The 18219-nt window shown below is 70.7% G+C and carries 18 protein-coding genes; 5 read left to right on the top strand and 13 right to left on the bottom strand.

What is annotated here, in order from left to right:
* Positions 1-57: 57 nt before the first annotated feature.
* The 11 genes from ACIBQ1_RS06925 to ACIBQ1_RS06875 form a co-directional block, all read right to left on the bottom strand.
* On the bottom strand, positions 58-1020 hold the full coding sequence (locus ACIBQ1_RS06925; protein WP_397275097.1) for an ABC transporter permease: 963 nt from the start codon (positions 1018-1020) through the stop codon (positions 58-60).
* Complete coding sequence (locus tag ACIBQ1_RS06920; RefSeq protein WP_397275095.1) at positions 1020-1973, bottom strand: ABC transporter permease; 954 nt, start codon at positions 1971-1973, stop codon at positions 1020-1022. Before ACIBQ1_RS06920 ends, ACIBQ1_RS06925 begins: the two co-directional genes overlap by 1 nt.
* On the bottom strand, positions 1970-3037 hold the full coding sequence (locus tag ACIBQ1_RS06915) for an ABC transporter ATP-binding protein (protein WP_397275094.1): 1068 nt from the start codon (positions 3035-3037) through the stop codon (positions 1970-1972). Before ACIBQ1_RS06915 ends, ACIBQ1_RS06920 begins: the two co-directional genes overlap by 4 nt.
* Positions 3037-4068, bottom strand: coding sequence for an ABC transporter ATP-binding protein (locus ACIBQ1_RS06910; protein WP_397275092.1), 1032 nt, complete (start codon positions 4066-4068; stop codon positions 3037-3039). The genes ACIBQ1_RS06915 and ACIBQ1_RS06910 overlap by 1 nt, the downstream gene beginning before the upstream one ends.
* Before the next feature lie 14 nt (positions 4069-4082).
* A complete protein-coding gene (locus tag ACIBQ1_RS06905; protein ID WP_397275091.1) occupies positions 4083-5909 on the bottom strand; it encodes an ABC transporter substrate-binding protein in 1827 nt (608 codons plus the stop codon).
* A gap of 196 nt (positions 5910-6105) precedes the next feature.
* Positions 6106-7914 carry a S9 family peptidase gene (locus ACIBQ1_RS06900; protein ID WP_397275089.1) on the bottom strand — a complete coding sequence of 603 codons (1809 nt, stop codon included), beginning with the start codon at positions 7912-7914 and terminating at the stop codon, positions 6106-6108.
* A gap of 50 nt (positions 7915-7964) precedes the next feature.
* Complete coding sequence (locus ACIBQ1_RS06895; RefSeq protein ID WP_397275087.1) at positions 7965-8810, bottom strand: transporter substrate-binding domain-containing protein; 846 nt, start codon at positions 8808-8810, stop codon at positions 7965-7967.
* A gap of 119 nt (positions 8811-8929) precedes the next feature.
* Positions 8930-9847: an amino acid ABC transporter permease gene (locus ACIBQ1_RS06890; protein WP_397275086.1), complete on the bottom strand. Its 918-nt coding sequence runs from the start codon at positions 9845-9847 to the stop codon at positions 8930-8932.
* Positions 9844-10512: an amino acid ABC transporter permease gene (locus ACIBQ1_RS06885; RefSeq protein WP_397275084.1), complete on the bottom strand. Its 669-nt coding sequence runs from the start codon at positions 10510-10512 to the stop codon at positions 9844-9846. Before ACIBQ1_RS06885 ends, ACIBQ1_RS06890 begins: the two co-directional genes overlap by 4 nt.
* Before the next feature lie 58 nt (positions 10513-10570).
* On the bottom strand, positions 10571-11434 hold the full coding sequence (locus ACIBQ1_RS06880; protein WP_397275082.1) for a transporter substrate-binding domain-containing protein: 864 nt from the start codon (positions 11432-11434) through the stop codon (positions 10571-10573).
* Between the two features lie 18 nt (positions 11435-11452).
* Complete coding sequence (locus ACIBQ1_RS06875; protein ID WP_394490018.1) at positions 11453-12208, bottom strand: amino acid ABC transporter ATP-binding protein; 756 nt, start codon at positions 12206-12208, stop codon at positions 11453-11455.
* Positions 12209-12345: 137 nt separating this feature from the next.
* On the opposite strand from ACIBQ1_RS06875, the gene miaB reads away from it, so the two are divergent.
* Entirely contained in the window at positions 12346-13842 is a 1497-nt protein-coding gene (miaB, locus tag ACIBQ1_RS06870) for a tRNA (N6-isopentenyl adenosine(37)-C2)-methylthiotransferase MiaB (protein ID WP_397275080.1), read from the top strand.
* 91 nt (positions 13843-13933) lie between these two features.
* Here the strand turns inward: miaB and ACIBQ1_RS06865 are convergent, their stop codons facing one another.
* Complete coding sequence (locus tag ACIBQ1_RS06865) at positions 13934-14068, bottom strand: hypothetical protein (RefSeq protein ID WP_397275078.1); 135 nt, start codon at positions 14066-14068, stop codon at positions 13934-13936.
* Positions 14069-14750: 682 nt separating this feature from the next.
* Here ACIBQ1_RS06865 and ACIBQ1_RS06860 point away from each other — a divergent pair.
* The 3 genes from ACIBQ1_RS06860 (at position 14751) to ACIBQ1_RS06850 (ending at position 16795) form a co-directional block, all read left to right on the top strand.
* The gene (locus ACIBQ1_RS06860; RefSeq protein WP_397275076.1) at positions 14751-15302 is read left to right on the top strand and encodes a hypothetical protein; all 552 of its coding nucleotides are present in this window, start codon (positions 14751-14753) and stop codon (positions 15300-15302) included.
* Positions 15303-15384: 82 nt separating this feature from the next.
* Positions 15385-16119, top strand: a complete 735-nt coding sequence (locus ACIBQ1_RS06855; RefSeq protein WP_397275075.1) for an isocitrate lyase/phosphoenolpyruvate mutase family protein — start codon at positions 15385-15387, stop codon at positions 16117-16119.
* 25 nt (positions 16120-16144) lie between these two features.
* Positions 16145-16795, top strand: a complete 651-nt coding sequence (locus ACIBQ1_RS06850) for a hypothetical protein (protein WP_397275073.1) — start codon at positions 16145-16147, stop codon at positions 16793-16795.
* Here the strand turns inward: ACIBQ1_RS06850 and ACIBQ1_RS06845 are convergent.
* Positions 16771-17685, bottom strand: a complete 915-nt coding sequence (locus ACIBQ1_RS06845; protein ID WP_397275071.1) for a ribonuclease Z — start codon at positions 17683-17685, stop codon at positions 16771-16773. The genes ACIBQ1_RS06850 and ACIBQ1_RS06845 overlap by 25 nt on opposite strands.
* Between ACIBQ1_RS06845 and ACIBQ1_RS06840 the strand changes: the two genes are divergently transcribed.
* Positions 17684-18196, top strand: a complete 513-nt coding sequence (locus ACIBQ1_RS06840; RefSeq protein WP_397275069.1) for a methylated-DNA--[protein]-cysteine S-methyltransferase — start codon at positions 17684-17686, stop codon at positions 18194-18196. The genes ACIBQ1_RS06845 and ACIBQ1_RS06840 overlap by 2 nt on opposite strands.
* Positions 18197-18219: the final 23 nt, after the last annotated feature.

Genomic DNA, 18219 nt, shown 5'->3' with positions numbered 1-18219 from the left:
TGAGGGAGGCTGAGGCGCCGGAGCACGCCCGCCGGAGTCCGACGGGTCCGGGGAGCGTCAGGCGAGCCGGATGCGGGGGTCGAGGAGCCCGTACGCCACGTCCACCAGCAGGTTCGCCACCACCACCGCGGTCGTCGCCAGCGTCACCACGCCCATGATCACGGGCAGGTCCCCGCTCACGAACGCCTGCACCACCGCCTGCCCCACCCCGCCGAGCCCGAAGACCGACTCCGTCACCACCACCCCGCCGATCAGCGTGCCCACGTCCACCCCGAGCTGCGTCACCACCGGCGTGAGCGCGGCCCGCAGGCCGTGCCGGTAGATCACGCGCCGCTCGGGCACCCCCTTGGCCCGGGCCGTGCGGATGTAGTCCTCGCCGAGCACGTCCAGCATGGAGCCGCGGGTGAGCCGGGCGTACGACGCCGCCTGGACCGTGGCCAGCGTGATCCACGGCAGGATCAGGTGGCGGGCCCATTCGGCGGGGTTCTGCGAGAACGGCACGTACGAGTCAGGCGGCAGGATGGGCGCCCCCGCCATGGTGAGCTGGAAGAACAGGAAGTACAGCAGCAGCAGGCCCACCACGAACGTCGGCATGGAGACCCCGGCCAGCGCCAGCAGCGTCAGGCCGCGATCCACCAGCGACCGGACCCGGGTGGCGCTGAGCACGCCCGCGCCGACGCCGAGCGTGAACCACAGCACCGCGCCCCCCAGCACCAGCGAGAACGTCGGCGGGAAGTCGGCGGCCAGCAGCCTGCCGACCGATTCGCCGGAGAAATACGACTGGCCGAGGTCGCCGTGGAGCAGCCTGCCCAGGTAGTCCAGATACTGGACGAGGATGGGCCGGTCGAGGCCGAGGTTGTGGCGGATCAGCTCCACCTGCTCGGGTGTGGCCTGCCGCCCGGCCAGCGTCCTGGCGGGATCGCTCGGCGCGACGAAGAACAGCAGGAACGTCCCGAGGGTGACCAACCAGAGCACGAGCAGGCCGAGCAGGGCCCGGCGCAGCAGGAACGCGCGCAGCATCACGCCCCCTTACGAGTACGGCGGCGGCTGAACAGGCGCTCCATCCGAGGATCGATGGCATCCCTGATCCCGTCGCCCACCAGGTTGAACGCGAGCGTGGTGACCAGCAGCGTGGCGGCCGGGAACCCCAGGTACCAGTACGCCACCCGGTAGAACCCCTGCGCCTCGCTCAGCAGGTTCCCCCACGACGGGGTGGGCGGTACGATCCCCAGCCCCAGGTACGACAGCGTCGACTCGAACACGATGGCCGCCGGCACCAGCAGCGTGGTCAGCACGATGACGGGAGCGAGCAGGTTCGGCAGGATGTCCACGAACATGATCCGGAAGTCGCCCGCCCCCATGGACCGGGCCGCCTCGACGTACTCACGCTCCTTCAGCGACAACGTCTGCCCGCGCACCACGCGGGCGATGGCCGCCCACGAGTAGAACGCGATCACCCCGATCGTGGCCGTCAGGGAGGGCCCGGCGATGGACACCACCGCGATAGCGAAGATCAGGTACGGGAACGACAGCACCACGTCCATGAGCCGCGACAACACGGTGTCCACGACGCCGCCGTAGTACCCGGCCAGCAGCCCGACGACCACCCCGACCAGCGCCGCCAGGCCGGTGGCGACCACGCCGACGAGCAGCGAGACCCGGGCCCCGTACAGGACCCTGATGAACAGGTCGCGCCCGAGCCGGTCGGTGCCGAACCAGAACTCCCCGTTCGGCGGCACCGGCAGCCCCTGGGCCGTGATGCCGGTGTCGCGGAACTGGTCGTCGGGGCCGTGGCCGTTCCAGGCGGCGATGAGCGGCGCGGCGAGCGCCAGCGCGCACAGCAGGACGACGACGAGGCCGGACACCATGGCGACCCGGTCGGTCCTGATCCGGCGCCAGGCGAGCTGCCAGGGCCCGCGCCCGGCTATCCCCCGGGAGGCGACGGCGCCGGGTCTGATCTCGGTCAGCGTCATACGACCACCTCGATCGGGAAGTGACACGCGGCGGCCCGTTCAGGCAGCACCTCAAGCCGGGGTCCAGCTTCGGGCAGTGCCTCAAGCCGGGGTCCTGTTTCGGGCAGTGCCTCAAGCCGGGGCCCCGCTTCAGGCAGCACCTCCAGCTGCGGCTCCACGGACGAGCAGACCTCCTGGGCCCGCGGGCACCGCGGATGGAACCGGCACCCGGACGGCGGATCGATCGGCGAGGGCACGTCCCCGGTCAGCACGATCCGCTGCCGCCGCTCCGCCTCGTCCGGGTCGGCGACCGCCGTCGCCGACAGCAGCGCGTTCGTGTACGGGTGCCGCGGCCGTTCGTACACCGGCTCCGCGTCCCCCAGCTCGACCACCCTGCCCAGGTACATGACCGCGATCCGGTCGCTGATGTGCCGCACCACGGACAGGTCGTGGGCGATGAACAGGTACGTCAGCCCGAACTCGGCCTGCAGGTCCTTCAGCAGGTTGAGGATCTGCGCCTGGATGGACACGTCGAGCGCCGACACCGGCTCGTCGCAGATGATCAGCCGGGGCCGCAGCGCGAGCGCCCTGGCCACCCCGATCCGCTGCCGCTGCCCTCCGGAGAACTCCGCGGGGAACCGGTTGTAGTGCTCCGGGTTGAGCCCGACCCGCTCCATCAGCTCCTGCACGGTCCGGCGGAGCTGGTCGCCGCTCATGACCCGGTGGATCACAAGCGGGTCGGCGATGATCGACCCGACCCGGCGGCGCGGGTTCAGCGAGCCGTACGGGTCCTGGAAGATGACCTGGATGTCGCGGCGGTAGGGGCGCATGCGCTTCCTGGGCAGGTTCGTGATGTCCGCGCCGTCGAACCGCACGCCGCCGGAGGTGACGGGATGCAGCCCCGCGACGCAGCGGGCGAGCGTCGACTTGCCGCAGCCGGTCTCGCCGACCAGGCCCAGCGTCTCGCCGGGAGCGAGCGCGAAGCTGACCCCGTCGACCGCCTTGACCTGCCCGACGACATGCTTGACCAGCGCGCCCGTGGTGATGGGGTAGTACTTGACCAGGTTCGAGACTTCGAGCAGCATCACGACTCCTTCGCCTTGAGCCGCAGGGCGTCGGCCGCCGCGCCCAGCCCGACCGCCTCGTGCGGCAGCCAGCAGGCCGAGGCGTGGCCGCCCGCACTGCCGCCCGCACCGGTGCCCTCGCCCGTGACCGTGGCCAGGGGCGGCCGCTCGGCCGAGCAGACCGGCATCGCGTACGGGCAGCGCGGGTGGAAGGCGCACCCGGGCGGCGGGGCGATCAGGCTGGGCGGCGAGCCGGGGATGGGCCGCAGCCGCCCGCCCCGGTCCCCGCTGCTGCCCGGGATCGACTCCAGCAGGCCCTTGGTGTAAGGGTGGTGCGGCCGGTAGTAGAGCGTGCGCCGGTCGGCCCGTTCCACGGCGAGCCCGGCGTACATGACCAGCACCTCGTCGGCCATGCCCGCCACCACGCCGAGGTCGTGCGTGATGAGGATGAGCGCGATCCCGAACTCCGCCTGCACCCGCGCGATGAGCTCCAGGATCTGCGCCTGCACGGTCGCGTCGAGCGCCGTGGTCGGCTCGTCGGCCACGATCAGCTTCGGGTTGAGGGCGAGCGACATCGCGATCATCGCCCGCTGCCGCATACCACCGGAGAACTGGTGCGGGTAGTCGTCCACCCGGCGATCCGGCCGGGGGATGCCGACCAGGCCGAGCAGCTCGACCGCCCGCCTCCTGGCCTCGGCGCGCGAGGTGTCCGGCCGGTGCACCCGGATCAGCTCCTCGATCTGCCGGCCCACCTTGTAGAGCGGGTGCAGGCTGGTCAGCGGGTCCTGGAAGACCACGCTGATCTCGGCGCCGCGGATGTGGCGCAGCCGCTCGCTGTCGAGTTCGAGCAGGTTGACGCCGTCGAACACGGCGGTGCCCGAGATGTCGGCCTCGGGGGTGAGCCCCAGGATGGCCTGGGTGCCCACCGTCTTGCCGCTGCCGGACTCGCCGACGATCGCCAGCGTGCGGCCGCGTTCGATGCGGAACGACAGCCCCCGCACGGCCTGCACCACGCCGTCGGACGTGGGGAAGGCCACGCGGAGGTCAGTCACCTTGAGCAGGCTCATCACGGGTTGCTGGGGTTGAGCCAGAGGTTGGTGAAGTCGTAGAGCTGGAACGCCGGCAGGTACAGGGCGTTCTGCACCCGCTTGCTCTTGTAGATCGGCGTGTTCTGGTTGTTGAGCGGCACGATCACCGCGTCGCCCATCACCGTCGTGTCGACCTGGTGCCACAGCGCGGCCGACTTCGTCTGGTCCTGCTCGGCCAGTGCCTGCTTGATCAGCGAGTCCACCTTGGGGTTGCTGTAGCAGCCGTAGTTGCTGGTGCCGGGCGTGCAGTTGGTCTCGAACAGCGGCTGGACGACCGCGCGGCCGTTGTTGCCGTACCAGTCGGGGACCCAGCCGGGCGCCGAGATGTCCCACTTGCTGGCCTTGGCGATGGACGGGTTCTGCAGGAAGGCGCCGTAGTAGTCGCCCTGCCGGACCGGCAGCCCCTTGACCGTGATCCCGCACTTCTGCAGGTCCGCCGAGTACGACTGGAAGTTGGCCGGGTGGTTGCCCGCGTTGCGGAAGGCGCCGATGAGCGTCAGCCCGTTCGGGTAGCCGGCCTCGGTGAGCAGCTGCTTGCACCTGGCCGGGTCGCCCGCGTCACCGGGGCTCGGGTACGGGTTGTACTCCTGGTATCCGATGTTGCCCGGCGGGATCGCGGTGTGCAGCGGCGTGGCCACGTCCGCGCCGCCGTAGACCTTGGCGATGGCGACCTTGCTGACCGCGTACTCGATGGCCTGGCGGACCTTGAGCTTGCCCATGGCGCCGCCGGCGTTCTTGCTCTGCAGGTTGAAGACGATGTACGGGTTGCTCACCGCGCCGGGGAAGATCGTGAAGTTGGGGTCGCCCGAGCCCTTGAGCCGCGGGATCTGCGCGGTCGGCACCGGCAGGTCCCACGACAGGTCGGCGCTGCCGGCCTCGAGCTGCTGCTGCACCGCGTCCGGCTCGTTGACGCCCATCTTGACCTCGATGGCGTCCACGTACTGGTGCCGGATCGGGTCCGACTCCTGCTTCCAGGCCGGGTTCCGCTCCAGCCTGATCGACTTGGTGGCCACGTACTGGGTGACCTTGTACGGGCCGTCGGAGATCGTGTGCTGCCGGAACGTGGCGTCGTCCGGCACGTACTGGTCGTACTCCTTGGGGGCGGCCACGGAGAAGTTCAGCGACAGGATGTTGAGGAAGTCGCTGGCGGGCTGGGTCAGCGTGAAGACCAGCGTCTTGTCGTCCCTGGCCTGGACGCCCGCGATCTCGTTGGAGTTCTGGAAGCCGGCCAGCGCCGCGGCGGTGGGCTTGGCCTTGGTGAACGCCTTGGCGTACGCGTCGCAGTACGCCTTCATGCCCTTGATCGTGCTCGTGTAGTAGCCGGGCGCGCCGGAGCCCGCCACCGGGTTGCAGATCCGCTTGAAGCCGCGGACGAAGTCGCCCGCCGTCACCTCGCGCGGCGGCTGGGTGTCCCACTGCACGCCGTCACGGAGCTTGATCGTGTACGTGAGCCCGTCCGCGCTCAGGCCCCCGTTGCCCGCCGTGGGCAGCTCGGAGGCGACGTCGGGGACGAGCGTGAAGCCCTTGGTGGTGTCGGACCCGCTTGCCACCCCGTTGAGCCCGAAGAGCCCGCGGGCGTACGTGCGCAGGATCCCGTTGGTGACCGTGTAGTACGAGCTGGTGGGGTCGAGGTGATCGACGTCCCCGCCGCCCACGAGCCGGAGCGTCCCCCCGGAAACGGGCTGGCCGGGGGCGGCGGAGGTGGGTGGGGCGGAGTTCGTGGCTCCGGTGTCCGTTTGGCAGGCGGCGGCGAACAAAGTTGCGAAGACCGCCACGGCAATGCTGAAATGGCGCATGCTGGCCATCTGGCCTCCCTCGTGCCGAGATGCGGGGCGTGCATGGCTGGCCGTGTGGGGCGTGCGCCGTGGCCGCGGAGCACGTCCCACCTTGCATGTTCACGCGCGAGGGAGCGCCAGCGAAAAGCCGGTTATGCAACCGATGATGATTAGCGACTAGCAAGTAATACCGATTTGGTACGAATTTTGTAAGTAAACTACGACATTAGGTAAAAAGCTGCTGGTAGAAGGCCAACTCAGCGGCCAGCGCGGTCATCCGCGTCTCCGTGCGGCGGAAGCCGTGCGACTCGCCCTCGAACGCCAGATACGTGCACGGCACGCCCCGCTCCGACAGCGCGTCCGCGAACGCCGCCGACTGCGCGGGCGGCACCACGGGGTCGTCGAGCCCCTGCAGGAGCAGCATGGGGCAGCTCACGCCGTCCACAAGGGCCAGCGGCTCCCGCGAGGCGTACACCTGGGGGTCCTCCGGCCCCACCAGCCACTCCACGTACCGCGACTCGAAGTCGTGGGTGTGCGCCGCGAGGGGCGCGAGCGCGCTGACGCCGAAGTACGACACCCCGCCCGCGAACACGCCGGACCGGCAGCAGGCCGCCATCACGGTCCACCCGCCCGCGCTGCCCCCGCGCACCGCGATCCGGCCGGGGTCGGCCAGCCCCTCGGCGGCCAGCCATTCGGCGGCGGCGATCGTGTCCGCCACGTCCACCAGCCCCCACTGCCCCTTCAGCCGCTCGCGGTAGGCCCTGCCGTAGCCGGTCGAGCCGCCGTAGTTGACGTCGAGCACCCCGATGCCGCGCGAGGTCAGGAACGCCTTCTCCAGGTCGAGCGCGGTGCCGGCGTGCGAGGTCGGCCCCCCGTGCACGAAGATCACGTAGGGCGGCGTGCCCTCGGTCGCCGGGCCGTGCGGCGGGTAGAGGTAGGCGGGCGCCGGTGACTCGACCGCGCGCGGGACGGGCAGGTAGGACCGGTCGGGCAGCCGCGCGAGGTCGCTCTTGAGCGCGTGGGCCTCGCCGGAGGCCGTGTCCACGCTGACGACCGAGCGGGGGACCGTGGGGGCGTACCCGACGCCGACCACGGACGTGCCCTCGGCGGCCAGCGCCGCGTCCCACCCGTCGTAGGGCACGTCGAGGTCGGTGAGCGCGCCCGAGGCCGGGTCCAGCACGCCCAGCCGCAGGTCGCCGCGGCCGTGCAGGACCGCGAGGCGCCCGTCGCCGAGCACGGTGTACGGGTGCCCGCCCAGCCGCCACGGTGGCAGCGTGAACTCCTCCTCGGCGGCGTGGATCGCCCGCAGCCCGTCGCCGCGCAGGCCGACCTCGTAGAGGTTCCACCAGCCGGAGCAGTCGGAGACCAGGTAGAGGCTGGTGTCGTCCTTCCAGGCCGGGGCCAGCACGGACTCGGCCGGGCCGCCCTTCACCGTCCAAGCGCCGCCGCCCGACAGCCGGGCGACGCGCAGCTCGGTGCCGTCCCAGGGCATGCGCGGGTGGTTCCAGCAGACGTAGGCCAGGTGCCGCCCGTCGGGGGAGAGGGCGGGGGAGGCGTAGAAGTCGCAGCCGGTGGCCCACTCGCGCACCTCGCCACCGGCCAGCGAGATCGATACGATCGCCCGGGTGACCTTGCCTTCCTCGGCGTGGCGCTCGCGCACGCACCAGACCTGGCCGTCGCGCACCAGCGGATCCGCGTAGCGGCAACCTTCGTCCGTGATGGGTTTCGGTTCGCCGTAATCGCCCAGAATGTACAGGCGCTGGTCTTTGAAGTTGGCGAAGACCACTTCGCCCCCGGGAGTGACGGCGTAGGGCCTGCCGCCGTACTCGTGGACTCTGGTGCGCGCGCTCCACGGGGCCCGCAGCAGGTCATGCCGGCTGCCGTCGGCGTCGCGGCGCACGATCGTGGTGCGCCCGCCCTCGTCCGGACGGTCCTCGGTCCACCAGATCCGGCCGTCCTGGGCCGTGGGCCAGCCGGGGCGCACACCGGAGGCGGCCACGTCTCTGGTCGAGATGGGGGAGGGCCAGAAAGGCATACCCGCATCCTGCCGGAAGATCGGCAACGGCGTGGGGCGGTCCCCACAGTTCAGGGACACCCTACGGGCTTCGGCAGGGACGACGGCAGCTTGAGCCCCGTCTTGCCGAACCACCTGTGCAGCAGCCGCGTGGCCGTGCCGTCGTGCCACATCGCGGCGATCGCCTGGTTGACGGCCTCGCAGGTGGCGGTGTCGCCCTTCTTGATGCCGACCCCCCAGTTCTCGTTGAGCACGGGGTCGTTCAGCAGCCTGAAGCGGCCCGGCTCCCCCTCGGCGAACCCCGCCAGCAGCAGGTTCTCGGTGCTGATCGCGTCGAGCCGGTTCTCGGCGAGCTTCCGCACGCAGTCGGAGTAGTTGGCCGCGGGCACCAGCACCATGGGCAGGTTCAGCCTGCCGTCGGGTGGGGGATCGACGATCCGCCGGTACGAGTTCGAGCCCTCCGCCAGGCAGAGCCGCTTGCCCCGCAGGTCACCCAGCTTCTTGATGCGGGTGTCGTTCGCGCGGACCATCGTGTCCTGCGGCGTGACGATGTACGGCCCGCCGAACGTCACCTTGGGCCGGCGCGAAGGAGTGATGGTGTAGGAGGCGAAGATGAGGTCCACGCTGCCGTTCTGGAGCAGCGCCTCGCGGGCGGACGAGGGCGACTCCCGCCACGTGATCTGCACCCGCCGGCCCTGGGCGATGTGGTCGACGACGTACTTGGCCACGTCCGCGTCGAAGCCCACGGGAGGGCCGTCCCCGGTCTTCAGGCCCAGGCTCGGCTGGTCCCACTTGGTGCCGACGACGACCCGTCCGGCGTTCCTGATCTTGCCCACGACGGTCGTGTACGAGCCCGCGCCGCCGCACGCGGCGACCAACGCCGCCACCGCCATCACCGCGAGCGCCACCCCACGCATGGACACAGTCTGGGGGCTGGCCGAACGATACGGACCGGCCTTGGGGCGGTTTCAACAGAGAAATGGGGTCTTCTTGGAGATTCGCGGACGTACGGGCGCCGCAGCGCCCGTACGTCCGGTCACTCCACGGGACGGTCGGGGGCCGGCCCGGCGTCCTCGGTGCCCTCACCCGCGCCCACGCCGACCTCGGCCGAGCCGGGCGCCGCGACCGGGGCGGCGGCCGTCCTGCGGCTGCGCCTGCTGCGCCGCTCCAGCCACGTGGCCAGGTAGCTCAGCGCCATGTTGAGCGCCACGTAGATGATCCCGATGACGATCGCCGCCGGGATCAGCGAGCCGAAGAAACGGGCCGGCAGGATCTTGAAGCCGGTGTTGAGCAGGTCGACGTAGGCGATGATGTAGCCGAGCGCGGTGTCCTTCAGCAGCACCACGAGCTGGCTGACGATCGCCGGCATCATCGCCGTGACGGCCTGCGGCAGCAGCACCAGGCGCATGACCTGGTTCTTGCGCATGCCCACCGCGAACGCCGCCTCCGACTGGCCGCGCGGCACCGCGTGCACGCCCGCCCTGACCACCTCGGCCAGCACCGAGCCGTTGTAGAGCATCAGGCCGAGCACGACCGCCATGAACGTGTAGTCGCCGCTGCCCGCCACCGCCGGCGCGAGGTAGAAGATGAAGAAGATCAGCAGCAGCAGCGGGATGGCCCTGAAGACCTCGACCACCACGCCCGCCGGGACGCGGATCCAGGCGTGGTCGGAGAGCCTGGCCAGGCCGAAGACCGCCCCGAACACCAGCGCGAGCACCGCGGCCACCACGGCGGCCTGCAGCGTGCCGAGCAGGCCGGGGAAGATGTAGAACTCCCACGTCTCCCACTGCAGGAACGGCTGCCAGATCTTGCCTTCCCACTGGCCCTTGGCGTCGAAGCCGCGGTAGATGCCGTACAGGACGGCGGCCACGGCCACGACGCTGATCACCGTGAGGAGGCCGTTGCGCACCCGTGCGCGCGGGCCAGGGGCGTCGAACAGGACTGTGGTGGTCATCGCGCCACCGCCAGACGCCTGGCCAGCCGGCCGGTGAAGAATCCGATGGGCAGGGTCACGGCCATGAAGGCGACCACGATGCCGAGGAAGATCGGGATCGACGCGCCGACCTGGTCGAAGGCCTCCTTCATCCTGCTCGAGGAGTCGAAGGCGAACCCGCCGGCGGTCGCCACGGTCGTGTTCTTGACCATGGCGATCATCACGCTGCCCAGCGGGGCGATGACCGCGCGGAACGCCTGCGGGAGGATGATCATCCGCAGCGACTGCATGAACGTCAGCCCGATCGCCCTGGCCGCCTCGGCCTGCCCGAGCGGCACCGTGTTGATGCCCGAGCGCAGACCCTCGCAGACGAAGGCCGCGGTGTAGGCCGACAGGCCCATCGCGACGATCCAGAACGAGTTCGTGCGGGGCACGCTGGAGAAGACGAGCCCGAGCTGGTCGCTGAGGCCGAGCGCGGAGAAGGCCAGCACCAGCGTAAGGGGGGTGTTGCGCACTACGTTGACGTAGATCGTGCCGGCCGCGCGCAGCACCGGCGTGGGGGAAACTCTCATCGCCACCAGGACGGTGCCGAGAATGAGCGAGGCGATCGCGGCCACGACGGAGAGCTTGATGTTCTCCAGGAACCCCAGTGCGAGGTCGGGCGCGTACCTAATCAGATCTTCCATCGTGCTCCACCGCATAGGGGAGCGGCGGCCGGATGTCCGGCCGCCGCCTCTGGCATGATCAGCTGCAACCCTCGGCGGGCGGTGCCGTCTCCGACAACTTCAGGCCCTGAATGCCGCCGAACCACTTGTCCAGCAGCTGCTTCATGGTGCCGTTGTCCCACAGCTTCTTCACCGCGGCGTTGACGGCCTCACACGTCTTGGTGTCGCCCTTCTTCAGGCCGACGCCGTACTTCTCGTCCGTGAAGCCCTGGCCGAGCACCTTGAAGTTGCCGCCGGCCTGCTTGGCGAAGCCCGCCAGGATCAGGTCGTCGGTGGTGACGGCGTCGAGGTTGCTGCCGGTCAGCTTCTGCACGCACTCGGAGTAGTTGGCCGCGTCGACGGTGGTGGCGTCGATGTCGAGCTTGCCGTCCGGCGGCGGGTCGGTGATCCGCTTGTAGGAGTTGGAGCCGGCCGCCTTGCAGATCTTCTTGCCCTTGAGGTCCTGCGGCGCGTTGATCGCGGTGTCGTCCTTGCGGACCATCACGTCCTGGTGGGCGACGACGTAGGGGCCACCGAAGGTGACCTTGCCCTTGCGCTCCTCGGTGATGGAGTAGGTGGCGAAGATGATGTCGACGGTGCCGTTCTGGAGGAACGGCTCGCGGTTGGACGAGGCCGATTCCTTCCATTCGATCTGCGCGTCCTTGCCGCCGTTCACCTCCTTCAGCACGGCCTTGGCCACGTCGACGTCGAAGCCCTCGGGCGCGTTGCCCATCTTCAGGCCCAGGCTCGGCTGGTCCCACTTGGTGCCGACGACGATCGTGCCGCCGTCTTTGACCTTGTCCACCACGCTCGAGTAAGTCTTGCTGCTGCCACCGCCGCAAGCGGTCAGACCGGCGGCGAGTGCCGCTATCGAGAGCACCGCTCCCGTTCGACGCATGTGCATGAATACCTGCCTCAATGATCAGTGCGTGAGGATCTTGGAAAGAAAGTCACGCGCCCGGTCCGTCTGCGCGTTGGTGAAGAACTCGTCGGGGGTGTTCTCCTCCACGATCTGGCCGTCGGCCATGAAGACCACCCTGTTGGCCGCCCGCCGGGCGAAGCCCATCTCGTGGGTGACGACCATCATGGTCATCCCGTCGCGAGCCAGCCCGATCATGACATCGAGCACCTCCTGAACCATCTCGGGGTCCAGTGCGGAGGTCGGCTCGTCGAACAGGATCATCTTCGGCTCCATCGCCAGCGCCCTGGCGATGGCGACCCGCTGCTGCTGGCCGCCGGAGAGCTGGGCCGGATATTTGTCCGCCTGCGCCGCGATGCCCACGCGCTCCAGCAGCTCCATCGCCCGCTTGTTCGCCGCGTCCTTCGAGACGCCGCGCACCTTGAGGGGGCCGAGCGTGACGTTGTCGCGGATGGTTTTGTGGGCGAACAGGTTGAACGACTGGAAGACCATGCCGACTTCGGAGCGAAGCTTCGCCAGCGCCTTGCCCTCCTGGGGGAGCACCTGGCCGTCAAAGACGATCTGCCCCTCGCTGATCGTCTCCAGACGGTTGATCGTGCGGCAGAGCGTGGACTTGCCTCCGCCCGATGGACCGATAACGACCAGAACCTCGCCGCGGGAGACGGTCAGGTTTATGTCCTTCAGGACGTGCAACGCCCCAAAGTGTTTGTTGACGTTCTCCAACCGTACGAGTGGAGCGTCGTTACCGTTCTCCGTCATGGGTCAAACCGTAAGGGTCTCTAGAACGCTGGTCACTAACCAAGCGGTACCGATCCGATCACATCATGCCACCAAGCTGGCCTTTTAGCCCAGTCGGGACTGTGCCAAGCCGCACAGCGACTACCCTTGAACGTGCCATGACTGTGACCCAGGAGGGCGCCCGCACGTACGAAGTGCGCACATACGGGTGCCAGATGAACGTCCACGACTCCGAGCGGCTGTCCGGTCTGCTGGAGGACGCCGGCTACGTGCCCGCCACCGAGGGCGAGACCGCCGACGTCGTCGTGTTCAACACGTGCGCCGTGCGGGAGAACGCCGACAACCGCCTCTACGGCAACCTCGGCCATCTCCGGCCCGCCAAGATGAGCAACCCGCGCATGCAGATCGCGGTGGGCGGCTGCCTGGCGCAGAAGGACCAGGGTGAGATCGTCCGCAAGGCGCCGTGGGTCGACGTGGTCTTCGGCACCCACAACATCGGCTCGCTGCCGGTGCTGCTGGAGCGCGCCCGCATCGAGGGCGAGGCCCAGGTCGAGCTGAAGGAGTCGCTGGAGGTCTTCCCCTCCACGCTGCCCACCAAGCGCGAGTCCGCCTACGCGGCCTGGGTGGCCATCTCGGTCGGCTGCAACAACACGTGCACCTTCTGCATCGTGCCCTCGCTGCGCGGCAAGGAGAAGGACCGCCGTCCCGGCGACGTCCTCGCCGAGGTCCAGACGCTGGTCGGCCAGGGCGTCCTCGAGGTCACGCTGCTGGGCCAGAACGTCAACACCTACGGCGTTGAGTTCGGCGACCGCCTGGCCTTCGGCAAGCTCCTGCGCTCGTGCGGCACGATCGACGGCTTGGAGCGCGTGCGCTTCACCTCTCCCCACCCGGCGGCCTTCACCGACGACGTGATCGCCGCCATGGCCGAGACGCCCAACGTGATGCACCAGCTCCACATGCCTCTGCAGTCGGGCTCGTCGCGCGTGCTGCGCGAGATGCGCCGCTCCTACCGGGCGGAGCGCTACCTCGGCATCATCGAGCGGGTGCGCGCGGCCATGCCCGACGCGGCCATCTCGACCGACATCATCGTGGGCTTCCCGGGTGAGACCGAAGAGGATTTCCAGGCCACGCTCGACGTGGTCCGCCAGAGCCGCTTCGCCAACGCCTTCACCTTCCAGTACTCCATCCGCCCCGGCACCCCGGCGGCCACCATGCCCGGCCAGGTGCCCAAGGAGGTCGTGCAGGAGCGCTACGAGCGGCTCGTGGCCCTGCAGGAGGAGATCTCCTGGGAGGAGAACAAGAAGCAGGTGGGGCGCACGCTGGAGGTGCTGGTCGCCGAGGGCGAGGGCCGCAAGGACGACGCCACCCGCCGCCTGTCGGGCCGCGCGGCCGACAACCGCCTGGTCCACTTCGCGGTCGGCGCTGAGACGCCGCGGCCCGGTGACATGGTCACGGTCGAGGTCACGTACGCGGCCCCGCACCACCTGGTGGCCGACGGCCCGGCGGCGACGGTCCGGCGCACGAGGGCGGGCGACGCCTGGGAGTCCCGGCAGGGCGCCGCGAGTTCCGCGCCGGGGGTTCTGCTGGGCATGCCCACCATCGGCCGCCCCGCGCCTTCCCCCGCCGCCCCTTCGGGCGCCTGCTCGGCCCACTGACGCCACGCCGCACACGCCGGCGGGTCACGAGCTCGGCGAACGGCCCACCCCTGACAGCGCCCCGCGCCGCCTGGCCACGAGCGGAGGCCGGTCAGTGGGCGAGGCGGTTCAGGTAGGCGTAGCAGGGCTGGCGGCGGAAGTCGTGGAACGTGGCGCACGGGTCCGCGCCGCCCGGGATCGCCGGCGGCGGGTCCGCGCGCCGGTCCGGTTCCGGCGCGGAGCGCACCTGGGGCGGAGCCTGGGGAGCGGGTGAGCTCGCCGGGGGAGGGACGGCCACCTCGTTCCGGGGCTGCGGCCCGGGCGGCGCCGACCGCCGCGGTGCCGCCGTCGCGGGCGGCGGTGGCACGACGACGGAGACGGGAGGCCCCGTCGTGGGGTCGAGCGGGTCCGGGACGTGCGCCGGAGGACGCGGGCGACCGTAGATCGGCGCCGGCGGATCCGGGGCGAGCGACGGGACCGCGTAGATCGACGCCAGGGGATCCGGGGCGGCGCCGGTGGGGATCGGCGCCCCCGGCGAAGGAACGGCCTGGACCCAGGAGAACGGCGTGAGGGCGGCGGCTTCCTGGAACGATCCAACGCCTCGACCGGGGGCCGGCGTCGGGGACGAAGAATGCGATCTTGGGGAAAGCGGGCTTTTCCCCGCGAATTCCGGTGGACTTTGCGCGGGCGGTTCGTGGGAGTTTGTGAATGCCAGGAAAATGCCCGTGATCGCGGTCGCGAGCACCCCGGCGACTCCGGCGACCGGTGCGAGGTGGGCGCGGCGACCTGGGTAAACGGATCCACGGGGGGACATGTCGTGATTCCTTTGTGATTGGTGTGCGAGCATTCATCCGATGCGGCTAGTGTGGTCCATCACCCGCGGAAGCCGGTTAGCTTTCGCCGATACGACCGCAGGGAGCTGCACCACCATGCGAGATCCGATCGAGCCGGATCGTCCAGAGATCCTGTCCGGGCCCGGGGACACCCGCCTGGCGGACAAACCCCCGAAGAGCGCGAAGAAGACCGTCGCCATCGCCGCCGCGGCGCTCGTCGCGGTGCTCGCGGCCGGCGGCGTCGGCTACCTGCTGGCCGCGAACCCCGCCGGCACCGTCCAGCCGGGCGGCGCCCGTCCCGCGCCCTCCCAGACCGCCGGAGGCGACGAGGACCTCGGGGGCGACGACGACGCCACCATGGGCGACGTCACCGCCGACGCCCCGGAGGACGGCGACGCCCCGGTCGACACCCCCGACGACGGCAGCATGGGCGACGCCGCTCCCGACCTGGGCACGGGCGACGAGCCCACGGGCGACGCCGGCAGCGACTCCGCCAAGGGCGGCAAGCGGCCCGCCACGACGTCTCCCGCCAAACCCGGCCCCACCGACTCCGCCCCCACCAAGCCCGCGCAGCCGGACGAGGGCGACAACCCCGCGGACGGCCCGGCGGGCGAGGTCAGCGGCCAGTGCTCCAAGAGCGGCTGCTGAGCGGACCGCGGTCAAGTGGCTCGGCGTTTGTGGCCGGCATTGGACCTACGTCGACGACCACCCCGGTCCGTAGGGTCGGGCCATGACGACTGATAGAGCCTCAGCCCTGCGCGCGCTGCACGTGCCGGGAGACCCCGTGATCCTGCCGAACGCCTGGGACGCCGCCTCCGCCCTGGCCGTGCGGGAGGCCGGGTTCCCCGCCGTGGCCACCAGCAGCGCCGCCGTCGCCAGGGTCCTGGGGTACGAGGACGGCGAGCGGACGCCGGTCGCCGAGATGATGGCGGCCGTCGCCCGCATCGCCAGGGTCGTGGACGTGCCCGTCACCGCCGACATCGAGCGCGGCTACGGGCTCGGGCCCGCCGAGCTGGTCGAACGCCTGCTCTCCACCGGAGCCGTGGGCTGCAACCTGGAGGACTCCGGCGCCGGCGGGCTGATCGACCCCGGCGAGCAGGCGGATTTCCTGGCCGCGGTCCGGGCCGCGGCCGGTGAGGCACTGGTGATCAACGCGAGGGTCGACACCTACCTCCACGGCCTGAAGACGCGCGAGGCGGCGCTGGAGCGCGGGCGGCGTTACCTGGAGGCGGGGGCCGACTGCGTATACCCGATCGGGCTGGCGGACGAGGACGAGATCCGCGCGCTGGTGAGCGAGCTGGGCGCGCCGGTCAACGTCTACGCCGGGCCGGGGGCTCCGGACCCGGCGCGGCTGGCCGAGCTCGGCGTGGGCAGGATCAGCTTCGGCAGCGGGCTGCACCAGGCCGCGCACGTCTACGCGCAGAGCATGTTCGCGGAGGTCAGGGCAGGTCGCAGTCCATACTGAGCCGGCCGCCGCGTACGCTGGCCCCGTGCTTGTCGCCGCGGCCGTCTGCCCGCCCACTCCGCTGATCACCCTCCAGCTCGACGACCTCCGCACCGCCTGCCGCGCGGCGATAGCCGCGCTCCACGACGCCCGTCCCGACGCGCTGGTCGTGGTGGGCGGCGCCCAGGCAGCGACCGCGTACGGAGGCCGGGCGGCGGGCACCCTCCGCCCGTGGGGGATGGACGTCACGGCCGGTCGCGAGGGTCCCGTGCTCCCGCTGTCCCTGACCGTGGGCCGCTGGTTGCTGGGCGACCGCGCCCCGGACGGCTTCCAGTCCGTCGCGCTCGACGCGCCGATCGAGGAATGCCTCCAATTGGGCGAAAAACTAGGAAAAATCGCGCCAAAGGTGGCTTTGCTGGTCATGGCCGACGGCTCCGCCTGCCTCAGCGCGAGGGCCCCGGGCAAGTACGACGAGGCCGCGCGACCGTACAACCGCCTGATCGCGGACGCCATAGCCCAGGCCGACCCCGGCGCCCTGGCCGCCCTCGACCCCGCGCACGCGGACCGGCTGTGGGTGAGCGGGCGGGCCGCCCTCCAGGTGCTGGCCGGCGCGGCCGGCACGCGGAGGTACGAGGGCCGCCTGCTCATGGAGACGGCCCCCTACGGCGTGGGCTACTTCGCCGGCCTGTGGACCTGACGCTTCGGCACCGGGATCTTCATCAGGTCGCGGGCGAGCACGACCTCCCCGTCGAAGTGCCGCCGCACCTCCGCCACGAAGGCGGGCTCGTCGGCGAAGCCGTACCGCTCGGAGAAGTGCGTCAGCACCAGCCTGCGCACCCCCGCGTCCGCCGCCACCAGCCCCGCCTCGAACGCCGTCAGGTGCCCGTACTCCTTGGCCAGCGCGCTCTCCGACGACAGGAACGTGCTCTCGATCACCAGCAGGTCGACTCCCGAGGCCAGCTCGAACACGGTGTCGCAGAGCCGCGTGTCCATCACGAACGCCACGCTCTGGCCCGGCCTGGGCACGCTGCACCGGTCGAGCGTGACCCCGCGCACGGAGCCGGTGCGCTGGAGCTCGCCGACCTCCGGGCCGCGGATGCCGTACGCGGCCAGCCGGTCGGGCAGCATGGTGCGGCCGGACGGCTCCTGGACGCGGTAGCCGTACGACTCGACGGGGTGGGACAGGCGGCGCGCGGTCAGTGAGCCGACGGAGGCCAGGTCGCCGGAGAGAGGGTGCTCGGAGATCACCGAGGTGTCGGCGAAGGCGGCGGCGTGGCGGAGCCGGCGCCAGTATTCGGTGCCGGAGGCGGGGAAGACCGCGCGCACCGGATGCCTGACCTTGTCGCGCGCGATGCGCTGCACGATCCCGGGCACGCCCAGGCAGTGGTCGCCGTGGAAGTGCGTGACGCAGATCCAGTGCACGTCGTGCGCGCTCACCCCGGCGAGCAGCAGCTGCCGCTGGGTGCCCTCGCCGGGGTCGAAAAGGAAGCCTTGTCCATCCCAGCGCAGAAGGTAACCGTTGTGGTTACGGTGTCGGGTAGGAACCGCGCTGGAAGTGCCCAGCACCACCAACTCACGTGAGGACATGATGACCACAGTCGCGTTCGCCGAGGTGCCGACGCCGGTAGGGCCGTTCGTGCTGGCCGTCACCGAGGTCGGACTCATCGCGTCGGGCTGGGGGTCCCGTCCGCCGCTGGCCGATCGGCTCGGCCTGGCTGAAGTCCATGATGCGGATCGTACGGCCTTCGCGGTCGCCGAGCTGAACGCTTATTTCGCCGGTGATCTGAAGGTCTTCGAGACGCCGGTGGACTGGCGGCTGATGGCCGGCTCGCGGCTGCGGGTGCTCCAGACGTTGCACCAGGTTCCGTACGGGACCGCCGTCACGTACGGCGAACTGGCCGCGCGCAGCGGCTCCAGCGTGCCCGCCCGCGGCATCGGCTCGATCATGGGCTCCAACCCCATCCCGATCATCGTGCCCTGCCACCGCGTGATCGCGGGCAACGGCCTGGGCGGGTTCAGCGGCGGCGAGGGTGTGGAGACCAAGCGCCGGCTGCTCACCCACGAGGGCTACCTGCAACCGACCCTGCTGGATTTCTAGGGCCTGACTTCCAGCAAACTTGT

This window comes from Nonomuraea sp. NPDC050153, from assembly GCF_044460125.1.
Classification (GTDB): domain Bacteria; phylum Actinomycetota; class Actinomycetes; order Streptosporangiales; family Streptosporangiaceae; genus Nonomuraea.
The sequence above is the reverse complement of the archived record's forward strand: the minus strand, read 5'-3'. Positions and strand labels throughout refer to the sequence as shown.

Coding starts and splice junctions, on each gene's coding strand:
- ACIBQ1_RS06925 (WP_397275097.1), bottom strand. CDS start 1,020: ATGCTGCGCGCGTTCCTGCTGCGCCGGGCCCTGCTCGGCCTGCTCGTG.
- ACIBQ1_RS06880 (WP_397275082.1), bottom strand. CDS start 11,434: ATGCACATGCGTCGAACGGGAGCGGTGCTCTCGATAGCGGCACTCGCC.
- ACIBQ1_RS06860 (WP_397275076.1), top strand. CDS start 14,751: ATGCGAGATCCGATCGAGCCGGATCGTCCAGAGATCCTGTCCGGGCCC.
- ACIBQ1_RS06900 (WP_397275089.1), bottom strand. CDS start 7,914: ATGCCTTTCTGGCCCTCCCCCATCTCGACCAGAGACGTGGCCGCCTCC.
- ACIBQ1_RS06905 (WP_397275091.1), bottom strand. CDS start 5,909: ATGGCCAGCATGCGCCATTTCAGCATTGCCGTGGCGGTCTTCGCAACT.
- ACIBQ1_RS06920 (WP_397275095.1), bottom strand. CDS start 1,973: ATGACGCTGACCGAGATCAGACCCGGCGCCGTCGCCTCCCGGGGGATA.
- ACIBQ1_RS06845 (WP_397275071.1), bottom strand. CDS start 17,685: ATGTCCTCACGTGAGTTGGTGGTGCTGGGCACTTCCAGCGCGGTTCCT.
- ACIBQ1_RS06895 (WP_397275087.1), bottom strand. CDS start 8,810: ATGCGTGGGGTGGCGCTCGCGGTGATGGCGGTGGCGGCGTTGGTCGCC.
- ACIBQ1_RS06840 (WP_397275069.1), top strand. CDS start 17,684: ATGATGACCACAGTCGCGTTCGCCGAGGTGCCGACGCCGGTAGGGCCG.
- ACIBQ1_RS06855 (WP_397275075.1), top strand. CDS start 15,385: ATGACGACTGATAGAGCCTCAGCCCTGCGCGCGCTGCACGTGCCGGGA.
- ACIBQ1_RS06885 (WP_397275084.1), bottom strand. CDS start 10,512: ATGGAAGATCTGATTAGGTACGCGCCCGACCTCGCACTGGGGTTCCTG.
- ACIBQ1_RS06890 (WP_397275086.1), bottom strand. CDS start 9,847: ATGACCACCACAGTCCTGTTCGACGCCCCTGGCCCGCGCGCACGGGTG.
- ACIBQ1_RS06915 (WP_397275094.1), bottom strand. CDS start 3,037: ATGCTGCTCGAAGTCTCGAACCTGGTCAAGTACTACCCCATCACCACG.
- miaB (WP_397275080.1), top strand. CDS start 12,346: ATGACTGTGACCCAGGAGGGCGCCCGCACGTACGAAGTGCGCACATAC.
- ACIBQ1_RS06875 (WP_394490018.1), bottom strand. CDS start 12,208: ATGACGGAGAACGGTAACGACGCTCCACTCGTACGGTTGGAGAACGTC.